The sequence below is a fragment of the Propionivibrio sp. genome, from assembly GCF_049316945.1.
Lineage (GTDB): Bacteria > Pseudomonadota > Gammaproteobacteria > Burkholderiales > Rhodocyclaceae > Propionivibrio.
This window is the reverse complement of the sequence record NZ_JBMOJE010000007.1, coordinates 25,918-46,849: the sequence shown is the minus strand read 5'-3', so window position 1 is coordinate 46,849 and position 20,932 is coordinate 25,918. Positions and strand designations below refer to the sequence as shown.

24 protein-coding genes are annotated in these 20,932 nt (G+C 57.4%); 11 read left to right on the top strand and 13 right to left on the bottom strand.

All coding sequences use genetic code 11. The features are described 5' to 3' along the window. Positions 1-167: 167 nt before the first annotated feature. On the top strand, positions 168-2,192 hold the full coding sequence (locus ACOYNV_RS03105) for an FAD-dependent oxidoreductase (protein ID WP_422898276.1): 2,025 nt from the start codon (positions 168-170) through the stop codon (positions 2,190-2,192). A 153-nt stretch (positions 2,193-2,345) separates the two neighbouring features. On the opposite strand, the gene ACOYNV_RS03100 is transcribed toward ACOYNV_RS03105, so the two are convergent. Genes ACOYNV_RS03100 through ACOYNV_RS03090 form a run of 3 tightly spaced genes read right to left on the bottom strand, consistent with a single transcriptional unit; the run spans position 2,346 to position 3,732 of the window. Beyond that, positions 2,346-3,191 (bottom strand): sulfurtransferase, encoded by an 846-nt coding sequence (locus ACOYNV_RS03100; RefSeq protein WP_422898275.1) that lies wholly within the window; start codon positions 3,189-3,191, stop codon positions 2,346-2,348. A 3-nt stretch (positions 3,192-3,194) separates the two neighbouring features. After that, a complete protein-coding gene (locus ACOYNV_RS03095) occupies positions 3,195-3,545 on the bottom strand; it encodes an STAS/SEC14 domain-containing protein (protein WP_422898274.1) in 351 nt (116 codons plus the stop codon). A 34-nt stretch (positions 3,546-3,579) separates the two neighbouring features. Beyond that, complete coding sequence (locus ACOYNV_RS03090) at positions 3,580-3,732, bottom strand: hypothetical protein (RefSeq protein WP_422898273.1); 153 nt, start codon at positions 3,730-3,732, stop codon at positions 3,580-3,582. A gap of 72 nt (positions 3,733-3,804) precedes the next feature. On the opposite strand from ACOYNV_RS03090, the gene ACOYNV_RS03085 reads away from it, so the two are divergent. The 4 genes from ACOYNV_RS03085 (at position 3,805) to folE2 (ending at position 7,761) form a co-directional block, all read left to right on the top strand. Continuing rightward, positions 3,805-4,092 carry an exodeoxyribonuclease VII small subunit gene (locus ACOYNV_RS03085; RefSeq protein WP_422898272.1) on the top strand — a complete coding sequence of 96 codons (288 nt, stop codon included), beginning with the start codon at positions 3,805-3,807 and terminating at the stop codon, positions 4,090-4,092. Positions 4,093-4,145: 53 nt separating this feature from the next. Next, entirely contained in the window at positions 4,146-5,012 is an 867-nt protein-coding gene (locus ACOYNV_RS03080; protein ID WP_422898303.1) for a polyprenyl synthetase family protein, read from the top strand. A 62-nt stretch (positions 5,013-5,074) separates the two neighbouring features. Next, the gene (gene dxs, locus ACOYNV_RS03075) at positions 5,075-6,946 is read left to right on the top strand and encodes a 1-deoxy-D-xylulose-5-phosphate synthase (RefSeq protein WP_422898271.1); all 1,872 of its coding nucleotides are present in this window, start codon (positions 5,075-5,077) and stop codon (positions 6,944-6,946) included. Further along, the gene (gene folE2 / locus ACOYNV_RS03070) at positions 6,943-7,761 is read left to right on the top strand and encodes a GTP cyclohydrolase FolE2 (protein WP_422898270.1); all 819 of its coding nucleotides are present in this window, start codon (positions 6,943-6,945) and stop codon (positions 7,759-7,761) included. The genes dxs and folE2 overlap by 4 nt, the downstream gene beginning before the upstream one ends. 75 nt (positions 7,762-7,836) lie before the next feature. On the opposite strand, the gene rplS is transcribed toward folE2, so the two are convergent. Genes rplS through rpsP form a run of 4 tightly spaced genes read right to left on the bottom strand, consistent with a single transcriptional unit; the run spans position 7,837 to position 9,845 of the window. After that, a complete protein-coding gene (gene rplS, locus ACOYNV_RS03065) occupies positions 7,837-8,205 on the bottom strand; it encodes a 50S ribosomal protein L19 (protein ID WP_422898269.1) in 369 nt (122 codons plus the stop codon). A 23-nt stretch (positions 8,206-8,228) separates the two neighbouring features. Then, on the bottom strand, positions 8,229-9,050 hold the full coding sequence (trmD, locus tag ACOYNV_RS03060) for a tRNA (guanosine(37)-N1)-methyltransferase TrmD (protein ID WP_422898268.1): 822 nt from the start codon (positions 9,048-9,050) through the stop codon (positions 8,229-8,231). Continuing rightward, complete coding sequence (rimM, locus tag ACOYNV_RS03055) at positions 9,032-9,574, bottom strand: ribosome maturation factor RimM (protein ID WP_422898267.1); 543 nt, start codon at positions 9,572-9,574, stop codon at positions 9,032-9,034. Before rimM ends, trmD begins: the two co-directional genes overlap by 19 nt. A 7-nt stretch (positions 9,575-9,581) precedes the next feature. Further along, on the bottom strand, positions 9,582-9,845 hold the full coding sequence (gene rpsP / locus ACOYNV_RS03050; RefSeq protein ID WP_422898266.1) for a 30S ribosomal protein S16: 264 nt from the start codon (positions 9,843-9,845) through the stop codon (positions 9,582-9,584). A gap of 541 nt (positions 9,846-10,386) precedes the next feature. Between rpsP and ACOYNV_RS03045 the strand changes: the two genes are divergently transcribed. Further along, a complete protein-coding gene (locus ACOYNV_RS03045; protein WP_422898265.1) occupies positions 10,387-11,577 on the top strand; it encodes a hypothetical protein in 1,191 nt (396 codons plus the stop codon). Here ACOYNV_RS03045 and ACOYNV_RS03040 read toward each other — a convergent pair. Then, entirely contained in the window at positions 11,574-12,419 is an 846-nt protein-coding gene (locus tag ACOYNV_RS03040) for a YihY family inner membrane protein (RefSeq protein ID WP_422898264.1), read from the bottom strand. The genes ACOYNV_RS03045 and ACOYNV_RS03040 overlap by 4 nt on opposite strands. Positions 12,420-12,538: 119 nt before the next feature. Here ACOYNV_RS03040 and ACOYNV_RS03035 point away from each other — a divergent pair, with 119 nt between their 5' ends. Then, on the top strand, positions 12,539-12,892 hold the full coding sequence (locus ACOYNV_RS03035; protein ID WP_422898263.1) for a DUF2069 domain-containing protein: 354 nt from the start codon (positions 12,539-12,541) through the stop codon (positions 12,890-12,892). A 362-nt stretch (positions 12,893-13,254) separates the two neighbouring features. Here the strand turns inward: ACOYNV_RS03035 and ilvC are convergent, their stop codons facing one another. The 3 genes from ilvC to ilvB are packed head-to-tail and all read right to left on the bottom strand — an operon-like array spanning position 13,255 to position 16,518. Further along, positions 13,255-14,271, bottom strand: coding sequence for a ketol-acid reductoisomerase (gene ilvC, locus ACOYNV_RS03030; RefSeq protein ID WP_422898262.1), 1,017 nt, complete (start codon positions 14,269-14,271; stop codon positions 13,255-13,257). A 39-nt stretch (positions 14,272-14,310) separates the two neighbouring features. Then, on the bottom strand, positions 14,311-14,802 hold the full coding sequence (gene ilvN / locus ACOYNV_RS03025; RefSeq protein WP_422898261.1) for an acetolactate synthase small subunit: 492 nt from the start codon (positions 14,800-14,802) through the stop codon (positions 14,311-14,313). Positions 14,803-14,814: 12 nt separating this feature from the next. Continuing rightward, positions 14,815-16,518 carry a biosynthetic-type acetolactate synthase large subunit gene (gene ilvB / locus ACOYNV_RS03020; protein WP_422898260.1) on the bottom strand — a complete coding sequence of 568 codons (1,704 nt, stop codon included), beginning with the start codon at positions 16,516-16,518 and terminating at the stop codon, positions 14,815-14,817. A 103-nt stretch (positions 16,519-16,621) separates the two neighbouring features. Between ilvB and ACOYNV_RS03015 the strand changes: the two genes are divergently transcribed. The 4 genes from ACOYNV_RS03015 to ACOYNV_RS03000 are packed head-to-tail and all read left to right on the top strand — an operon-like array spanning position 16,622 to position 18,610. Continuing rightward, positions 16,622-17,215 (top strand): RNA polymerase sigma factor, encoded by a 594-nt coding sequence (locus tag ACOYNV_RS03015; protein WP_422898302.1) that lies wholly within the window; start codon positions 16,622-16,624, stop codon positions 17,213-17,215. Next, positions 17,212-17,589, top strand: coding sequence for a DUF3619 family protein (locus ACOYNV_RS03010; protein ID WP_422898259.1), 378 nt, complete (start codon positions 17,212-17,214; stop codon positions 17,587-17,589). The genes ACOYNV_RS03015 and ACOYNV_RS03010 overlap by 4 nt, the downstream gene beginning before the upstream one ends. After that, positions 17,562-18,185 (top strand): DUF3106 domain-containing protein, encoded by a 624-nt coding sequence (locus ACOYNV_RS03005; RefSeq protein ID WP_422898258.1) that lies wholly within the window; start codon positions 17,562-17,564, stop codon positions 18,183-18,185. The genes ACOYNV_RS03010 and ACOYNV_RS03005 overlap by 28 nt, the downstream gene beginning before the upstream one ends. Continuing rightward, on the top strand, positions 18,185-18,610 hold the full coding sequence (locus tag ACOYNV_RS03000; protein WP_422898257.1) for an RDD family protein: 426 nt from the start codon (positions 18,185-18,187) through the stop codon (positions 18,608-18,610). The genes ACOYNV_RS03005 and ACOYNV_RS03000 overlap by 1 nt, the downstream gene beginning before the upstream one ends. 145 nt (positions 18,611-18,755) lie before the next feature. Here ACOYNV_RS03000 and lptG read toward each other — a convergent pair whose 3' ends face one another. Further along, positions 18,756-19,829 carry an LPS export ABC transporter permease LptG gene (gene lptG, locus ACOYNV_RS02995; RefSeq protein WP_422898256.1) on the bottom strand — a complete coding sequence of 358 codons (1,074 nt, stop codon included), beginning with the start codon at positions 19,827-19,829 and terminating at the stop codon, positions 18,756-18,758. Then, the gene (gene lptF, locus ACOYNV_RS02990) at positions 19,826-20,905 is read right to left on the bottom strand and encodes an LPS export ABC transporter permease LptF (protein ID WP_422898255.1); all 1,080 of its coding nucleotides are present in this window, start codon (positions 20,903-20,905) and stop codon (positions 19,826-19,828) included. Before lptF ends, lptG begins: the two co-directional genes overlap by 4 nt. Positions 20,906-20,932: the final 27 nt, after the last annotated feature.

The window sequence follows — 20,932 nt, the reverse complement described above, 5'->3', positions numbered from 1 at the left end:
GGGAGCCGCTTGATACCGGCTCCCTGTTCTTTTCCTGAACATAACGCAGCCTGCCGCTGTATCCCTTGCTAAATCCCTGAACACAATCAATAATTTACCGAGCGCTTGCTTGCTTAATTATTGATCAACGCTGGCAAGCTAATGCCATCCTTCAGGAGAGCGCTGGAATGACCGTCAACACCTATCCGCACTTGCTCGCACCGCTCGACCTTGGCTTCACCACGCTGAAAAACCGCGTGCTGATGGGCTCGATGCATACCGGTCTTGAAGAAGCGCCGAAAGGTTTTATTCGCCTCGCCGCCTTCTTCGCCGAACGTGCCCGTGGCGGTGTCGGGCTGATCGTGACCGGCGGCTTTTCGCCCAACCTCTCGGGGCGCGTTCACCCGCACGCCTCGCAGTTCAGCTTTTCGTGGCAGGTCGGCAAGCACCGCTTGATTACCGATGCGGTGCATGCCGAAGGCGGGAAAATCGCGCTGCAAATTCTGCACGCCGGGCGCTACGCCTATCACCCGCTGGCCGCTGCGCCTTCGAAACTGCGCGCACCGATCAATCGTTTCACGCCCCGCGCACTAACGCGCTGGGGCATCCGCAAGACCATCGCCGACTATGCCCACTGCGCAGTTCTAGCGCAAAAAGCCGGCTACGACGGTGTCGAGGTGATGGGTTCGGAAGGGTATCTGATCAACCAGTTCATCGCCCAGCAGACCAACAAGCGCACTGATGAATGGGGCGGCAGCTTCGAGAACCGCATCCGTTTTGCCGTCGAAACGGTAAGCCGGGTGCACGACGCGACCGGGCCGAACTTCATCATCATCTTCCGCCTCTCGATGCTCGATCTGGTCGAAGGCGGCAGCACCTGGGATGAGGTGGTGGCGCTGGCCAAGGCCATCGAAGCGGCCGGCGCGACGATCATCAATACCGGCATTGGCTGGCATGAGGCGCGGATCCCGACCATCGCCACCATGGTGCCACGTGCCGCCTTTGCCTGGGTCACGCAGCGTTTGATGGGCGAAGTCAGGATTCCCTTGGTCACCACCAACCGCATCAATACGCCTGAAGTGGCCGAAGGAATCCTGGCCTCGGGTTGCGCCGACATGGTTTCCATGGCACGCCCTTTCCTCGCTGACCCGGCCTTCGTGAATAAGGCAGCGGATGGCCGGGCGGAAGAGATCAATACCTGCATCGCCTGCAATCAGGCCTGCCTCGACAATGTTTTCGAAGGCAAGCTGACTTCCTGCCTGGTCAACCCGCGGGCTTGTCATGAAACCGAACTGATCATCGCGCCGACGGCAGCGCCGCTCATGATCGCCGTCGTCGGTGCCGGACCGGCCGGCATGGCTTGTGCCGCAACGGCGGCCGAGCGCGGACACCAAGTCACACTGTTTGATGCCGCAGCGGTCATCGGGGGGCAATTCAACCTCGCTCGCCGCATTCCCGGCAAGGAAGAATTCAACGAGACGCTACGTTACTTTGACCGTCGACTGAAAAAAGCCGGCGTCACGCTCAAGCTTGGTCAGCGCATCGAGGCCGACAAACTGTCACAAGCCGGATTCGACCATGTTGTGCTGGCCACCGGCATCGTGCCACGCAAGCTGGATATTCCGGGGTACAACCACGCCAAGGTAGTGACTTACCTCGACCTGATCGAAGGACGCAAGGCGGCGGGCGCCAAGGTGGCGATCATTGGCGCCGGAGGAATCGGCTTCGATGTCGGCGAGTTTTTGACCCACTCCCACGATGGAAAAAGTGAAATCGAGCGATTTCAGGACGAATGGGGCATTGACGCCGCCTTGGCCGCACGCGGCGGCCTGAAGCACCCGGAAAAAGAAACCCCGGCACGCCAGATCTGGTTGCTGCAGCGAAAAACATCCAAAGTCGGTGATGGCCTGGCCAAGACCACCGGCTGGATTCGCCGTTCGCTGCTCAAGATGCGCGGCGTGCAGATGCTCGCCGGCGTCACGTATGAGCGCGTTGACGATGCCGGACTGCATATCAGCGTCAATGGACAAAAGCAGTGCCTGCCGGTCGATACGGTGGTGGTCTGCGCCGGACAGGAGCCGCGCCGGGAACTCGAAGCCGGGCTGCGTGCCGCCGGCATTCCCCTGTCGCTGATCGGCGGTGCCGATTTCGCCAGCGAACTTGACGCCAAACGGGCCATCGATCAGGGCACGCGCCTGGCAGCGGCTCTGTGAACGCCATGCCGCAAGAGGCCAGGAAGCGCATGAATAGGCGATCTTGGAGCAGCATGCCATGGAAGCCCCGTATTCATTGGCTCTCACGGCATCAACTCTGAAGATGCCCGTGTCTATTGACTTCCAGGCTTATATTGATGAGTCTGAATTAATTCAGCACGCTACCGGCCGGGCGGGATCTGCGCACCACTCGCTCCACGATCCGGCATAAAGCTTCGCTCCCTGCAGCCCGGCGATCTCCATGGCCAGCAAATTGTGACATGCAGTCACGCCGGAGCCGCATTGCATCACGGCCTGTGCAGGTTCGACGCCAGCCAGCAAACCAAGAAATTCCCGGCGCAACTCCGCAGGTAGGCGGAAGCAGCCTTCGGCATCGAGGTTATCCCGGAAAAACCGGTTGCGCGCTCCGGGAATATGGCCACCGACCGGATCAAGCGTTTCGTTCTCGCCGCGAAAGCGATCCGGATCGCGTGCATCAACCAGGCAAAGTTCATTACGGTCGAGGTTGGCCAGCACGTCCTCGGTCCTGACGACCCAATCGCGCAAGTTCATATCCACGGCAAAGACGGTGGCAGCCGGCTCTGGCAGATCCGTTGTCAACGGCCGCCCCGCCTTTACCCACTGCCTGATTCCGCCATCGAGCAGTGCAACACGATCATGGCCGAACCAGCGCAGCAACCACCACAAGCGTCCTGCAATCATGCCGTCGCCGTCATCATAAACAACGACCTGCGTTTCCCGCGAAACGCCGGAAGCGCCCAGTTTGTTCGCCAGCAGCACAGCATCTGGCAAGGGATGGCGGCCGTTACGACCGTTCATCGGGCCGGAAAGGTCACGGTCCAGATGCAGGAAAAACGCTCCGGGCAGATGGCCTTCGGCGTAGGATTTTTCACCGTAGGCGACATCCGACAGTTGATGGCGGCAATCGAAAACCCGCCAGTTTTGATCATTCAAATGCTCGGCAAGTTCATCACAGGACAACAGGGTCGTAAAACTCATCGCTCAATTCCCTGCGTCCAGCCAGGAACGGGCCTCGACTTCATCGCTGAACACTTGCATGTCGGCACGGATAAAAATCTGCGACAGCCATGCACTCCAGGTCACCCACTGGCTATCGGTCAGTACGGCGATACGATTGAAATCGTTGGCATGGGCGCGGGCGAAGACAATATCTTCCCACGCTACATCAAGGGTGAAATCGGCCATTTCACGCAGATCAAACAAGAGATCGACTGGCCCTTCGAACTTGACCTTGTAGTTGACCATGTCCTCGAACTCTTTATAGTCCGCCAAAGTAAATTCCCCGTAAACATTGACTTCAACGCGCTTGGGTTGTTGCTGGATAACGATCATGAGAGTCTCCCTGTGTGTATTCTGGAGTGTAGCATCAGTCCTGCCCGGCAGGTTTCGCCCGGGAGAACCACGTGGCGACAACACCGCTGGCAGCGATCAGCGTGATCGCCAACCCGGCGCTAATTGAAAGCCTCTCCCGCCAGATCAGCATACCGAAAAGACTGGCAAAGCCAAACAAAGCCGGCATTTCAGTCGCTTTCGAATTGACCAAAGGCCCCTTCTTGAGCTATTTTGCATGGTTTTATTCGAGCTTTCCCTTATGGCGCGATCAAACTCAACCGACAAGGTCGAAAACAGCGCTTCACTGCCAGCGACACCAGTAGCGAGCGAAATGAAATACGAAGCGGCGCTTGCCGAGCTGGAGCAGATCGTCCTGAGCATGGAAGGCGGGCAGTTGCCGCTCGAAGAATCGATTGCCGCCTATCGACGCGGGAGTGAATTGCTCAAGCATTGCCAGCAGCAACTCAGCGACGCCGAGCGCAAGATCCAGGTTCTTGAAAACGGCGCGTTGCGGGATTTTGACACGGCGAGCGGAGCTACTCAGTGAGTACATTTTCCTTTCTGGCCGGCAAGAACCCGAAGCCACCCTTCACCGACTGGATGCAGGCGGTTCAGACACGGGTCGAGGCCACGCTGTCACGCCTGCTGCCACCGGCGGAGGCTATCCCGGCGCGTCTGCATCAGGCCATGCGTTACGCCAGCCTCAACGGTGGCAAGCGTATCCGCCCCTTGCTCACTTTTGCTGCCGGCGAACTGACCAACGGCGCGCCGGAACGGCTGGAAATCGCAGCCAGCGCCGTCGAGTTGATTCATGCTTTCTCGCTGGTGCATGACGACTTGCCGTGCATGGACGACGACGTACTGCGCCGTGGCCGGCCGACCTGCCACGTCGAATATGACGAAGCAACCGCCCTGCTGGTCGGCGACAGTCTGCAATCGCTGGCTTTTGAACTGCTGGCCCGCGAAGAGCTTGGTCACCCCGAACGACAGCTTGAAATGATCCGTCTGCTGGCCCACGCCAGCGGTTCGTGCGGCATGGCTGGCGGCCAGGCCATCGATCTTGGCGCGATTGGCCAGTCGTTGAATCAGCCTGAACTCGAACTGATGCACGCCCTGAAAACCGGCGCCCTGATTCGCGCTGCTGTCATGCTCGGCGCGCTGTGCGGCGAGCCCCTGACCGACGAGGCCAGCGACGCGCTGGATCGCTTTGCCAAACGCGCCGGTTTGCTGTTCCAGGTCGTTGATGACATCCTGGATTGTACGGCGAGCACGGCAACGCTCGGCAAGACGGCCGGCAAGGATGCCGCCGCTGAAAAACCGACCTATGTCAGCCTGATGGGCCTGGAACGGGCCCGCGAATTCGCCGATGACCTCAGGCAACAGGCACTTGCAGCCCTCGCCATTTTTGGCGAACGCGGCCAGCGCTTGATTCAACTGACCGACTTCATCACTCACCGCAAGTTTTAGCCGATGTTTATGGCCACGCTTTCCGGCCAGAAACAACCGCTTATGCCGGAACCCGCTCACCAATGACTCAATATCCTCTGCTCGACACCATCAGCAACCCGGCTCAACTGCGCGCACTGGATCGCAAGCAGTTACCGCAGCTTGCCGATGAGTTGCGCAGTTTCCTCGTCGAGTCCGTATCCAGAACTGGAGGGCACCTTTCATCGAACCTTGGCACGGTCGAATTGACCGTCGCCCTGCACTATGTCTACAACACGCCAGAAGACCGCCTGGTCTGGGATGTCGGCCACCAGACCTACGCCCACAAGGTGCTTACCGGGCGTCGGGCGGGCATGGCCAAGCTGCGCACACACGGGGGCGTTTCGGGCTTCCCCAAGCGCAGCGAAAGCGAGTACGACACCTTCGGCGTCGGGCATTCATCAACCTCGATTTCTGCCGCGCTCGGCATGGCACTGGCCGTCAAGCTGAAGGGCGAAACGCGCCGGACCGTGGCCATCATCGGTGATGGCGCGATGTCCGCTGGCCAAGCCTTCGAAGCCATGAACAATGCCGGCGTGGCCGATGCCGACATGCTCGTCATTCTCAACGACAACGACATGTCAATCTCGCCGCCCGTTGGCGCACTCAACAAGTACCTCGCTCGCCTTTTTTCCGGCAGCACCTTCAATGCGGCACGCAAGGCCGGCGAGAAAGTGCTGAAGGTTTCCCCTTCGCTGCTTGAATTTGCCAACCGTGTTGAAGAACACGTCAAGGGCATGCTGACGCCGGGAACGCTATTCGAAGAACTCGGTTTCAACTATATCGGCCCGATTGACGGTCACGACCTGGATTCGCTGGTGCCCACACTGCAAAACCTGCAGAAGCTCAAGGGGCCGCAGTTCCTGCACGTAATCACCCGCAAGGGGCAAGGCTACAAACTGGCCGAGGCCGACCCGATCCTTTACCACGGCGTCTCGAAATTCAAGCCGGAGGTAGGTATCGAAGACGGCAAGCCGGGCGGCAAGCCAAGCTATACGCAAGTATTCGGCAACTGGCTGTGCGACATGGCCGCCGCCGACTCAAGGCTGGTCGGCATCACCCCGGCCATGGGCGAAGGCTCAGGCATGATGGGCTTTGCCGAACGCTTCCCTGAGCGCTATTTCGATGTCGGCATCGCCGAGCAGCACGCCGTGACCTTTGCCGCCGGTCTCGCCTGCGAGGGAATGCGCCCGGTACTGGCCATCTACTCGACTTTCCTGCAGCGTGGCTATGACCAGTTGATTCATGATGTCGCCCTGCAGAAGTTGCCGGTGGTCTTCGCACTCGACCGCGGCGGACTGGTCGGCGCCGACGGCCCGACACACCACGGCACGTTCGACCTCTCTTATCTGACCTGCATTCCGAACCTGGTGGTGATGACGCCTTCAGACGAAGAGGAATGCCGGAAAATGCTGACCACCGCTTTCCGCATCGACGGCCCGAGCGCCGTGCGTTACCCGCGCGGCTCCGGCCCCGGGGTTGCCACACAAAAGGCGCTGCTCGACCTGCCGATCGGCAAGGGCGAAATTCGGAGGCGTGGCAAGGGCGTTGCCCTGCTCGCTTTTGGCAGCATGCTTACACCGGCGCTGGAAGCCGCAGCTGAACTCGACGCCAGCGTAGCCAACATGCGTTTTGTCAAACCCATCGACCGCGAACTGATTATTGAGCTGGCACGGGAACATTCCCTGCTGGTCAGCGTCGAAGAGAATGCCTTGATCGGTGGTGCAGGCTCCGAAGTGGCGCGTGTTCTGGACGAAATTGCCAGCACGGTAAAATTTGTTCGCATGGGTCTTCCCGACCATTTCATCGACCATGGCGACCAGGCGCTCCTGCTGGCCGAAGTCGGTCTCGACAAAGACGGCATCGTCCGCATGGTGCGGACACATCAAGACAGCACAGAACAGGAATTGCAATGAACGCACCCCAGGCACCACAAATTACGAACGCCATGGTGGATGTTCAGAACTTGGCAGACACCCGGCAGATCGCCATCAATCGGGTCGGCATCAAATCGATCCGTCACCCGGTAAAAGTGCTCGACAAATCGGGCGGCATCCAGCACACCATCGCCGTATTCAACATGTACGTTGGCCTGCCGCACAATTTCAAGGGCACGCACATGTCGCGCTTCGTGGAGATCCTGAACAGCCACGAACGCGAAATTTCCGTTGAAAACTTCCCGACCATGCTGCGCGAGATGGTTGAGAAGCTCGAAGCGGAAACCGGGCATATCGAGATGAATTTCCCGTACTTCATCAACAAGTCAGCCCCGGTCTCCGGCGTGCAGAGCCTGATGGACTACGATGTCACGCTGATCGGCGAGATCTGCCACGGCGAAATCGCTTCGACGATCAAGGTCGTGGTGCCGGTAACCAGTCTTTGCCCCTGTTCGAAGAAAATCTCTGAACGCGGCGCGCACAACCAGCGCTCACACGTCACGGTGACCGCCAGAATCAACGATCACCTGTGGATCGAGGAGATAGTCGAGCTTGTCGAATCCGAGGCCTCCTGCGAGCTTTACGGCCTGCTCAAGCGCCCTGACGAAAAGTTCGTTACCGAACGTGCCTACGACAACCCGAAGTTCGTCGAGGATATGGTGCGCGATGTGGCGGCCCGCCTGACGGCCGAACCGCGCATCTATTCGTACGTGGTCGAATCCGAAAACTTCGAGTCGATCCACAACCACTCGGCCTATGCACTGATCGAAAATACAAATTCCACACCGGCCTGAACCCGGCAACCAACAATAACAACGGGGCAGAGTCTTTCGACTCTGCCCCGTTTTTTGTTTCAGGAATACTGGCGATCAGACCTTCTGCTTGCGCGTCAGCTTTTCCTTGATACGTGCGGACTTGCCCGAACGCTCACGGAGGTAGTACAGCTTGGCGCGACGCACATCACCACGACGCTTGACTTCAATCGCAGCGACCAGCGGGGAATAAGTCTGGAAGGTACGCTCAACGCCTTCACCGGACGAAATCTTGCGTACGATGAAATTTGAATTGAGGCCACGATTACGCTTCGAAATTACAACGCCTTCGTAAGCCTGCAGACGCTCGCGCACGCCTTCCTTCACCTTGACCTGAACGACAACGGTGTCGCCCGGCGCGAATGGTGGAATGGTCTTGCCCAGACGGGCGATTTCTTCTTGCTCAAGTTGCTCGATCAGATTCATTTTTTAACTCCGTTTTACAAACATTACGTTTTATTATCCTGACCGCATTGCTCCTGTAACTGCACCAGGAGTTGCGTTTCCTCTTTAGACTGCGTACGCCCCAACAGCAAATCAGGGCGTCGCTGCCTCGTCCGCCCCAGCGCCTGTGTCAGACGCCAGCGACGAATCTTCTCGTGATGACCGGACAACAACACCTCCGGCACCCGCTGACCTTCGTACTCCTCAGGCCGCGTAAAATGCGGGCAATCCAGCAAACCCGCAACAAACGAATCCTGTTGTGCCGACTCGGCGTCGTTCAGGACGCCCGGCAACTGCCTGACAACGGCGTCCAGCAAGGCCATTGCCGGGATTTCACCGCCCGAAAGCACGAAATCCCCGATCGAAATTTCCTCATCGACACAGCGCTCGATCAAACGCTCGTCGATTCCTTCGTAACGCCCGCAGAGCAAAACCACGCCTTCTTCGCCCTGCGCTGCATCCTGCACAAACTGCATCACCCGCCGATGAGTCAGTGGCGCCCCCTGCGGCGAGAGATAAACCACCCTGCTGCTGACCGAGCCCGCTGCGGCTTGCCGTGCCTTGGCGGCAGCAATTGCCGCTTCCAGCGGCCCCGGCAGCATCACCATCCCCGGCCCTCCGCCATAGGGACGATCATCTACAGTGCGGTGATTGTCCTCGGTGAAATCGCGCGGATTCCAGAAATCCAGACTCCAGCGACCTTCTTCCAGCGCCCGCCGCGTAACACCCGATTGCGTCAGCGCAACAAACATTTCAGGAAACAGCGTCACCACATCGGCAATGAAGCGCTCCTTCCGTGGCAGCCGTGTTACCAATCGGCTTCCCAATCAACACGAACTTTCCTTGCCACCAGATCAACGTCAAGAATGACCGCCGCAACAAATGGCAGAAGCTGCTCGGCTTTCTCACCATTGCCAACCCGTACCACATCGTTGGCGGGCGTTTCGATCAGCCCGAGGACCTGGCCCAGCAACTCGTCCCGCGTATTAACCACATCAAGACCGATCAGATCGGCCCAGTAATACTCATTCTTGCCTGCCGGTGGTAGCGCAGCGCGCGGCACCCCGACCAGCACCCCATGCGCCGCCTCCGACGCATTGCGATCGGGCACGCACTCCAGTTCGGCAATCAGAATGTCGCCATGCGCCTTGCAATTCAGCACGCGGGTCTGTCGCCAGAGCTCGGGGGCAAGTCCCTCTTGTCCGACCCACCAATGCTTCAGCTTGGCCCAAGCCAGAGGATCGTCGGCAAAAGGATGAACCTTCACCGCACCGCGCAAGCCATAGGGACCTACGATCTTGCCGAGCACAACAATATCGGCAGGAGTTACCGAGCCAGCAGATTCAGGCAAGAGAACTTCAAGCAACCGCTACCGCACCCTTGATGCCGGACTGCTTGACCAGGCGGGCAACGGTCAGTGACAGTTGAGCACCTTGCTGTTGCCAGTAGCTCAAGCGATCAGCGGCAATGCGCAGGCCTTCTTCCTTGTCCGTAGCGATCGGATTGTAGAAGCCAATCCGCTCAATGAATCGGCCATCACGGCGGGTGCGGGAATCAGCCACCACCATGTTGTAGAAAGGACGCTTTTTCGCGCCACCACGGGCGAGACGAATAACTACCATAGGATCTATTCCAAATTCAGAAAAAGGGCGAAATTATAACAAGAAAGCACGAAAGAACAAGCTGATATTTAATCGCCGACATGTTTTCGACGGATGAAGGGGATTTATTCATGCGCAGCAACAGCGCCGTCAAAATCTTACAAACCTCTGATGCGCAAGCTATACTCCGCAAGTTTATGATGTGATTTTTTCACTAGGCGCCATGATCGATTCGCTTTCAGGTTCAAACCGTATCGAGCCCACTGCTTTCTCGCAGGCAGGCATAAACGCCATTTCCACTTGGCTGGATGCGCCACCACCGCTTAGCGCGAAAGACGATCTGGCGCCCCTGCAGGGCCACCTGGGGACTTTGCGCGCCAGCCAGATATCGCCTGAGCTACACGCTTCTATAAAGGAGCGGTTATACACGCGCAGCATCTCTGTTGTCACAACCCTGCTCCCCATCCTGTCCGGTGCTGTACTCCCCATCCCGATCCCACGTAATACGAGGCATCTGATACGCAACCTCCAGGATTTGCTTCGAACGTTGGCGGAAGATTTATTGACCACACCAGAAATCATTGACGATCACTTGAATCGCGAGCCACTCCAGGCACAGGACCTCGCCCTCTGGAGAGACCTTTACGCACTCTCACAGCATCTGTTGATCAGCAATCTGGCGGCATCTCCAGCGGGTGTCGGAATCTGGCAGCAACTGCATCAAGCTTACGACACAGCCCGTCGCCTTGGGCTCGCCAGCAATACGCCGGAAAACGCTGCCAGCACTCTGCAGAACATCTATTTCTCGGCGGTTCTGCTTGGCTGCGCACAACCTGCGTCTTTAACCTCATGTGAAGTGAATTTCGTCGCTGCATATCTTGGAAACTTTGCTGACTGGATCGATTCGACCAACAGCATCCCAGCCAAAACGCCCGCCACGTTCTGGATCGACCCGGCGTGTGATGCAGCGGCATTCGCCTGCTCGCGAAAAACAGCGCCGCCAGATACACCCGTTCTCTACTTTTCCTGCGACCGACTCGCGACGCTACTCAAGACACAACTCGCTTCGCTCGAAGCCGGCGGCGCACCACAGCAGATCAACCTGCCGGACTTCGCCGGCACACCTGCCGGACATGGTGTCCTGCGTCGGCTCATCACCTCCTGGGGCGAACCAAGCAAGCGCCGTTTCCCGCGCCGCCGGCAGAACTACCGCGCAGTCCTTTGTTCCGGTCTGGACAGCCTGTGGCGCCTGTTCCAGGATGGAGATGCGGCGGAGACCATCGAAACATCAAGCTGGATGATTACCAACGAAAGCCCCGATGGCTACACTGCCATGCACGTCTCGGGGAAAACAGGCGGCATGTCTGTCGGTGATGTCACCGCGATCCGGACTGAAACCGGGGATAACTGGCAAATCTGCATAATCCGCTGGGCACTGTCCGAAAATCAGGAACATCTGGAACTTGGCCTGCAGATTCTGGCGACATGTGCGGTGCCAGCCCTCCTTGCCCTTCCTGCCGAAACCGGCGGATTCGGCCGCCTGCCTGTTCTTATCCTGCCAAAAATCCAGGCGCTACGCTCGACCGAAATGCTGGTTGTCCCTTCGGGCGCATTGGTGAAGCAGGCCAATAAGCTGGTTCTTGTCGTCGAAAAGGAAAATATTGAAGTAAGGGAGGTGAGAAGCACCCGCCTTGACGAGCAAAACAGCCAGATAGCGGTTTTCTCAATCGAGCCCGACACACTTCCTGCTTAAACCGGGGCCCCATCCTGGCTACATTTACCCCTGAACTCGGGCAATGTCGCGGCAACCAAAGCACCAAGCAACACCACTGCCCAGGACAGATACAACCACAGCAGGAAAATCGGCACGGTGGCAAAAGCGCCATAAACAAGGGTGAAGGACGGAAAGTGTGACAGGTAGAAGCCGAATGCTTTTTGCATCAACAGAAAGCCAAAGGCCGCAAACAAGCCAGCCCATAGCGCGTCACGCAGTTGTACCCGGGCATTGGGAACGGAAAAATATAGCCCGGAAAAGAAAATAGCCGCAACTGACAAGCCGGCCGCCTTGAACAGTAAGTTGCGTAGCCAGGGGGGCTCATCCACCAGCCCGAGCGATTCCGTCACCGCAAAGGAAATGGCAACGACCACGCAGGTAACAATCAGCGGCCATAAGGCCAGAACTGCCGCATACAGCCTCACACGGCGCCACCACGGGCGATTCTCCGTGACCGACCAGACGTGATTGAGCGCTCTCTCGATGCTCATCAGCAACAAGGAGACCGTCGTTAGCAGCACTGACAAACCGACCAGGGTGACATCCGCCGCTTTTTGCGAAAATTGCAATACGTACTTGATAATCATCCCGGCGCTACGCTCCGGCAGCAGGCTGCGAACGACAAACTGGTCGAGTTGATCAATCATCCCGAGAAAGCCGGGTAGCACAGAGATGACGCCAAGAACAACGGCGACCAGCGGCACCAGCGAGAGAAGCGTTGTAAAAGCCAGGCTGGCGCTGATCTGATCGAAATTTTCTTCGATAAATCGACGGAAAATACGCGCTGCGAAAGCACGGAAAGAGGAAAGCCGTAAAAGCATAAGTTCTCTATAATGAACCGCCGTGCCGAGGCTCCGTTCTCGGCCACAGTCTGAATAACACGACAGATACCGGCAGAGCAGAGAATGCTTTGCCAGTATCTCACTCCAAAACTACCCCGATGACCATACGCAATCTCTATTTAACCTCCTGCATCAGCCTGATCGTACTGATCTTCCTTTGCCTGGCTTGGGAATTGCGCCTCGCACCAATTCAGCCCGGAGGTTCCTGGCTGGTCCTGAAATGCATTCCTTTGCTGGCCCCACTCTTCGGCATCCTGCATGGTCGCCGATATACTTACCAGTGGTCATCGATGCTGATACTGCTTTATTTCACCGAAGGCGTCGTGCGCGCCAACACCGAAACAGGCACAAGCCAGTGGCTGGCTGTGATCGAAATTGGGCTTTCACTCATCTTCTTTTGCGCCGTGATCGGCTATGCCAGACTTAACCGCCCGCGCAGCAATCAAGTCTAATCAGCCTTAATGGGCGCCTTTCAACGCAAGAACCGCCCCAGCGCAAGAACATAACCAGAGAGTGCATAAACTACGAACAGCCCGAACAAGGCCATCGACGGTTCGGAGGAAAGAAGCGCGATACCCAAGGCGATGGCCACGATACTGCCCGGCTAGTACCACTTCTGCTGCAGAGCCCGGCAAATGACATGAACAAGAGAGCCGGCAATGAACGGCCAGCCTTCCTTGGCAAGAATCGGATGCGGATAACTTGTAAGGAGTAAAGGGTGAGGAGCGAGGAGCGAGGAGCGAGGAGAAAAACAAAGGGCAAGGCGCGAGGTTGTTACCCCTCACTCCTCACCCCTGACTCCTCACTGCATCAATCAGTTCTTGGTCTGGTCGACCAGTTTATTCTTCTTGATCCACGGCATCATGTCACGCAGCTTGGCACCGACCGTCTCGATCGGATGTTCTGCCATCAGACGGCGACGCGCGGTCATCGAAGGATAATTGGTCTTGCCTTCCAGGATGAACGCCTTGGCGTAGTCACCGTTCTGGATACGCTTCAGTGCTTCACGCATGGCCTTGCGCGACTCTTCGTTGATCACCGAGGGACCGGTCACGTACTCGCCGTACTCGGCATTGTTCGAGATCGAGTAGTTCATGTTGGCGATGCCACCTTCGTACATCAGGTCCACGATCAGCTTGAGTTCGTGCAAGCACTCGAAGTAGGCCATTTCCGGCGCATAGCCGGCTTCAACCAGCGTCTCGAAGCCCATCTTGACCAGTTCGACAGCACCACCGCAAAGCACGGTCTGTTCACCGAAGAGATCGGTTTCAGTTTCTTCACGGAAATTGGTCTCGATCACGCCGCCCTTGGTACCACCGTTGGCTGCCGCGTAGGAAAGAGCGATGTCCTTGGACTTTCCGGAAACATCCTGATGCACTGCGATCAGGGAGGGAACGCCCCCACCCTTGAGGTATTCCGAACGAACGGTGTGACCGGGGCCCTTCGGCGCAACCATGATGACATCCAGATCGGCGCGCGGCACCACCTGATTGTAGTGAATGTTAAAGCCGTGGGCAAAGGCCAGCGCGGCTCCCTTTTCGATGTTCGGCTCGACATCGTTGTAATACACGGCCGGGATGTTCTCGTCCGGCAACAGCATCATCACGACATCGGCGCCCTTGACGGCCTTGGCGATTTCCTCAACCTTGATCCCGGCCTTCTCGACCTTGCTCCAGGAAGCGCCGCCCTTGCGCAAGCCAACCGTTACATTAACGCCGGAATCGGTCAGATTCTGAGCGTGGGCATGACCCTGCGAGCCGTAACCAACGATCGTGACTTTCTTGCCTTTGATCAGCGAGAGGTCAGCGTCCTTGTCGTAGTAAACCTTCATGGTGTTCCTTTCGTGCGAAATATCTGGAGAAATTTCTGGTTAGACTTTAAGAATTCGATCGCCACGGCCAATACCGCTGACGCCGGTGCGAACGGTTTCGAGGATCAAATCCGCATCGATGGCCTGGATAAAGGCATCGAGCTTGGAACCACTGCCGGTGAGTTCAATCACGTAGGTCGACTCGGTAACGTCGATGATGCGCCCACGGAAGATTTCCGCCATGCGCTTCATTTCCTCGCGGTCCTTGCTGGTGGCGCGAACCTTGATCAGCATCAGCTCGCGCTCGATATGCGCGGCTTCAGAGAGATCGACGACCTTGATGACGTCGATCAACTTGTTCAATTGCTTGGTGATCTGCTCGATCACTTCATCGCTACCGCTGGTGACGATGGTCAAACGGGACAAGGACATGTCTTCGGTTGGCGCCACCGTCAGCGACTCGATGTTGTAGCCACGCGCCGAGAACAGGCCGGCCACACGCGAAAGCGCGCCGGATTCGTTTTCCAGCAGAATTGAAATAATGTGTCGCATGATGTATTTCCCTTACAGTTCTTCGGCCAGAATCATGTCCGACAGGCCCATGCCTGCCGCCACCATCGGGAATACATTCGCTTCCCGGTCAGTAAGGATGTCGAGGAACACCAGATCGTCCTTGTGGTCGATGAAGGCTTTTTTCAGCGCCCCTTCAACGTCCTCCGGCCGCTCGACACGAATGCCGACGTGGCCGTAAGCCTCGGCCAGCTTGACGAAATCGGGCAGCGAATCCATGTAGGAACCGGAGTAGCGGCTACCGTAGAACATTTCCTGCCACTGACGAACCATGCCCAGATAGCGGTTGTTGAGGTTGATGATCTTGATCGGCAGGCGGAACTGTTTGGCCGTCGACAGTTCCTGGATGCACATCTGGATCGAGCCTTCTCCGGTGACGCAAGCCACCTGCATACCCGGATTGGCCAAAGCGGCACCCATGGCGTAAGGCAGGCCGACACCCATGGTGCCCAGACCACCGGAGTTCAACCAGCGCCGTGGCTTGTCGAACTTGTAGTATTGCGCCGCCCACATCTGATGCTGACCGACGTCGGAAGTGATGATCGCGTTGCCGCCCGTCACCTCGTATAGCTTCTCGATGACGTATTGCGGCATGATCACGTCGTTCATCTTGTACTTCATGCACTGCTTGGAACGCCAGCCTTCAATCTCGGTCCACCAGTCGGCGATATCCGGCTTGCCCGGTTCGCTCTCAAGCAACTTGATCATCTCCGCGAGCACATCCGGAACGTTGCCGACAATCGGCACATCGACGCGAACGCGCTTGGAAATCGACGAAGGATCAATATCAAGGTGAATGATCTTGCGCGGCAGTGAAGAAAAATTCTCCGGGTTGCCGATCACCCGATCATCGAAACGGGCGCCGACGGCCAGCAAAACGTCACAATGCTGCATCGCCATGTTGGCCTCGACCGTGCCATGCATGCCAGGCATGCCAAGATACTGAGGATCGGTCGCCGGGTAGGCACCCAGCCCCATCAGGGTATTGGTAATCGGGAAGCCAAGGCGCCGCGTAAGCGTGGTCAACTGTTCGGCCGCATTGGAGAGAATCACGCCGCCACCGGAGTAAATCATCGGCCGCTTGGCGCCAAGCAGGAGTTGTACAGCCTTCTTGATCTGCCCCAGATGCCCCTTGACGACCGGGTTATACGAACGCATCTGGACTTCTTTCGGATACTCGAACTTGCATTTCGCGGCGGTAATATCCTTTGGAATATCCACCACCACCGGACCCGGACGACCCGTATTGGCGATGTAGAAAGCCTTTTTCATCGTCATGGCAATGTCGCGCACATCCTTGACCAGGAAGTTGTGCTTGACGCAGGGCCGGGTAATCCCGACCGTGTCGCACTCCTGGAAGGCATCCTGACCGATATAGTGAGTCGGCACCTGACCGGTGATGATCACCAGCGGAATCGAATCCATATAGGCCGTCGCAATGCCGGTCACGGCATTGGTCGCACCGGGGCCGGAGGTCACCAGCGCCACGCCGACCTTGTGCGTCGAGCGAGCCAGGCCATCGGCCGCATGCACTGCCGCCTGTTCGTGACGGACCAGGATATGCTTGACCTTGTCCTGCTTGAACAACTCGTCGTAAATATGAAGAACCGACCCGCCGGGATAGCCGAATACATATTCGACCTTTTCTTCCTGCAGGCACCTGATTACAATCTCCGCACCGGTCATCATGGTCATCATCCTCGCCTTACCAAGCAAAATGCTCGAAAAAGCCTGTAACGTTAAAGCCTAGACCACAATTGGTCAAGGCTTCCACTGAAACGGCCGATTACCAAGGGATTTAATCCCGCCCGACAATAACAAGGATCTAGTTCTGGCCAGCCAACGCGAACTTTCGGATTTTCTCGCCGCTTCAGAGCGTCGCGCTTTCAAGCAAGCGATGTTTGCCGTGCGTAACGAAGAGTCAGCACTTGATATCGTGCAGGACTCGATGATGAAACTCGCCGAAAAATATGGCGACCGCCCGGCCGAAGAACTGCCGCTGCTCTTCCAGCGCATCATGCAAAACACGATTCGCGACTATTATCGGCGCAGTAAAGTCCGCTCGCTGTGGACCACCCTGCTTTCGGCACTGTCGCCGAGCGATGACGAGGACTACGATCCGCTGGAAACCATCGCTGTCGAATCGGGGTCTTACACGCCAAATACTCCCGACGGGCAGTTGCAGCAATCCCAAGTCCTTGCAATCATTGAAAAAGAAATTAAACTGCTTCCTGCACGTCAACGGGAAGCCTTCCTCATGCGTTACTGGGAAGACATGGATGTTGCGGATACCGCTTCCGCAATGGGCTGCTCGGAAGGCAGCGTAAAAACACACTGCTCGCGTGCCACACACACACTGGCAGTTGCCTTGAAAGCAAAAGGAATCACGCTATGAACGAACAACATTTCGCCTACCGGGTCCGGCAGCACCTGAACCGCAGCCTGCACGAGTTGCGACCCGAAACAGTAGACCGGCTCGCTGCGGCCAGACAGAGTGCTCTGGCTTGCCAGAGACAGGCGGTAAGCCAGTCGGTACTGGCCAGCGCGGGCAGTTTCGTTCATCACCACTTTGGCCACCAGCACATAACGCAGGTGGTTGCCGCGCTCGCCTTGCTCCTGTGCGTCGTTTTTTCCACTTTCTGGATGGCCGATCAGCGTGTCACCGAACTTGGCAACATCGATAGCGCCCTGCTTGCCGATGATCTTCCCATTGGCGCATTTACCGACAAAGGTTTTGATGCATGGTTAAAACGCGCCTCGCCGGAATAATTTTAAGCTTTTTTCTCGTTACCTCGGGCTGGGCGGCAACGTCCAGCCCGTCGCTCATTGCAACGCCGCCGCAGCCGAAGTGGAGCGAATTGACGGTGCAGCAGAAAATCGTCCTCGCACCATTGAGTGACGACTGGGATTCGCTCGAATACTACCGCCAGAAAAAGTGGCTCGGCATAGCCGAACGTTTTTCCACAATGACGCCGGAAGAACAGCGCCGCATCCAGGGTCAGATGCAGGTATGGGGAAAGCTCAAGCCTGAACAAAGGGAGTTGGCGCGTGAAAACTTTAAATCGGCCAACCAGCTTCCAACCGAGAAAAAACAGGAACTCAAGCAAAAGTGGGAAGAGTATTCCAGCCTGCCGGAAGACGAAAAGGAAAAACTGAAACAGCAAGCGGCCAGCAAGCCCGTGTCCAAACCCGTCCGGCCGGCGACAACTGACCCTTTGCTGCCCATTCCTGCCCCCTTGGCAAAGCCTGTCGCTCCCGCGCCAATTCCGCCCGCTCTGCCTACACCTCCCGCCAGCACGGCGGCAGAAGAAACGGCGAAGTCTTCCGCCGCACCGGCGGCCGCTGACACGACGACCAAACCCTGATGCCTGTTCAAGAGAGCTTCGCCCGTCCAGGAATCCTGCGCCGGTTGGCCGGGATGTTTTACGAAATTTTATTACTGTCAGGCGTGCTTGCGATAACACTGATTCTTCCGCATGTACTGATCGGCGCTTTCGCGCATCGCGTCGCCACAGCGACGGTTTTGTGGGCGCACCTCTTTCTTGTCCTGCTTGTCTATTTCATCTGGTTCTGGAGCAATGGCGGTCAAACGCTGGCCATGAAAACCTGGCGCATCCGGCTGGTAACCAGCGCTGGGCTCCCTGTCCGGCCGACACAAGCGCTGCTGCGCTACCTTCTGTGCTGGCCTAGCCTGGGGTTTGGCGGAATCGGCATCGTTTGGGCCTTGCTTGACCGCGACGGGCAGTTCCTGCACGACCGGATCGCCGGCACACAGCTTGTCACGGGATAGTGCTTCTGCAAGCCACGCCAGCCGGTGCTCTACAAGCAGGCAGCCCGCATAGCCAATAAGAAAGCCACTCTTCAGGCGCATGGCTTGTAGAACGCCTATTCATGAGCCTCGCGAGACCCCCATATGAGCGTCAGCTGGCCAGCAATCAGCGCCGCTCAACCCACCAGATCATTGCCGCCGCTGCCAACATGAATAATGCCGAAGGCGCCATCGCGCTGATCACCGGCGACCAGCTATTGATCGCTCCAAGGTTGGAAAACAGCCCGTTGAGCATGTGAAAGAAGACCCCGATCATCACCCCGGAAAAAATCTTCAGGCTGACGCCGCTAACCCGGTTATGGCTGTAGCCAAAAGGCAAGGCCAAGGCGACCATGACCAGCGCCGCCAGCGGATAGATTACTTTTTTCCACAAGGCGATATCGTAACGCTGCGTCTTCTGACTGTTTTCCGCCAGGTGCCTGGTATAGGCCGACAGATGCAGCAGTGACATTCGCTCAGGCGAGACCATCAGCACGGCGAGGATGTCCGGATTGAGTGCTGAATGCCAGTCCATATCCGGCATTCTGACCACCTCGGATCGCTCACCGTGGAGGACGGTCTGAACGACGCCACTAAGCCGCCAAGTGGCTGGCGGAACATATACGCCCTCGTCAGCCTCGGTGACCGAACGCAGTTGTGCGTTTCGGTCAAATTCATAGATGCGAATACCGCGCAAACGCGTGTCCGGAAGGACAAACTGGACGTTGATGAAACTCCGCTCATCCTTGACCCACAAGCCACTGCGCAAGTCCTGCCCGACCATCTGGCCTTTCTCCTTGAGACGCAACTGCTGGGCAGCACGCTCGGATGGCGGGACCACGACTTCACCAATCACAAAAGTAATCAGGGCGAAAACTGCCGCCACCTGACACAGCCCTGCGAGCAGGCGCGCGGTGGACATTCCCGAGGCACGCAACACGGTAATTTCCGAATGCCTGGCCAGCGTCGACAAGGCATACAGCGTCCCGATCAGAACGGCAATCGGCATCAGTTCATAAACCCGTCCTGGCATCCGCAACGCAACAAACGCAACGGCGTGGTGTAATTGATACGTTCCCTGACCAACATTCTTGACCTCGCTGATCATGTCGAAGAAACCAAACAGACCCAGAAATCCGGCGAGCACCAGCAGTATCCCGCCAGCCACCTCACGCGCCAGATAACGACGATAAATCTTCATCGTAAAAACCGAACAAAGGAAAGCACCGCAATGCGCCGGTAGAAAAGAAGCGGCAGCAGACACAGCATGAACAGATGGACGGCCAGCAGGCCCGCCACAAAGGAAATTTTTCCGCTGGCCACCCACGCCTGGCTGATGGTTAGCAGGTTGTTGTACATGAGATAGGTAAACAACGCCAAAAGCATGTTTGCCGAACGGCCGGCACGCGGATTGACAAACGATAGCGGGATAGCCAGCAGCGCCAGAACGATGGCCGAAAGCGGAACACTGAGACGCCAAAGCAGTTCAGCCCGATAGGCCGGCAGATCCCTCATCATCAGATCCAGCGTTGGCGTATTCTGCGGAGTCCGCTCTATACCGCGTGCCTCCTTGGTCTCCAGACGAATGGCATAACGCCCATATTCCAGGATACGGATCTCCGGCGTACCCGGTTCAATCTCGTAACGGCGACCGTTCTCCAGAACCATGAAACGATCCCCGTTCTCGGCAATTTCCTGGTGACCGGTCGCGGCCATCGTCACCCCCAGCCGCTGGTTCTGGACCGAACTGACGAATACGTTTTTTACATAGCTCTCATCCTCGGCAACGGCCTCGACGAAAACGACCCGCTCCCCCGAAGAAGTTTCCTGAAATGCTCCGGGAGAAGCCTGCCCGGTATCCTTGCGCGTATCGAGATTACCCCGGTAATCAGCGCTCTGCGACAGCGCCCAGGGAGAAAGGAATAGAGACATCCCGGCAATCGCAAACGCCAGCGGCAGGGTAAATACCAGTACCGGTCGTATCCACGCCGCAAGTGACTGCCCGGAAGAAAACCAGACCACCATTTCGGAATCACGATAACTGCGCGACAGCGACAACAGAATTGCGATGAACAAAGCCAGTGACAGTAACGCCGGAATGTAGTTGAGCGCCGAAAAACCAAGCAGCGCGATCACCGCTTCCGGCGCAATCGAGCCGCGTGCCGCTTCGCCCAGCAACCGGATCAGCAGGGTCGTCAGCAAAATAGCGAAGAGCGCAACAAAAACGCCGGCAGCAGAGTGGGTAAACTCGCGCCGAGTGGCACGCTGAAAGATCATTTTTTGACTTTAACGAAAAACTGCAGT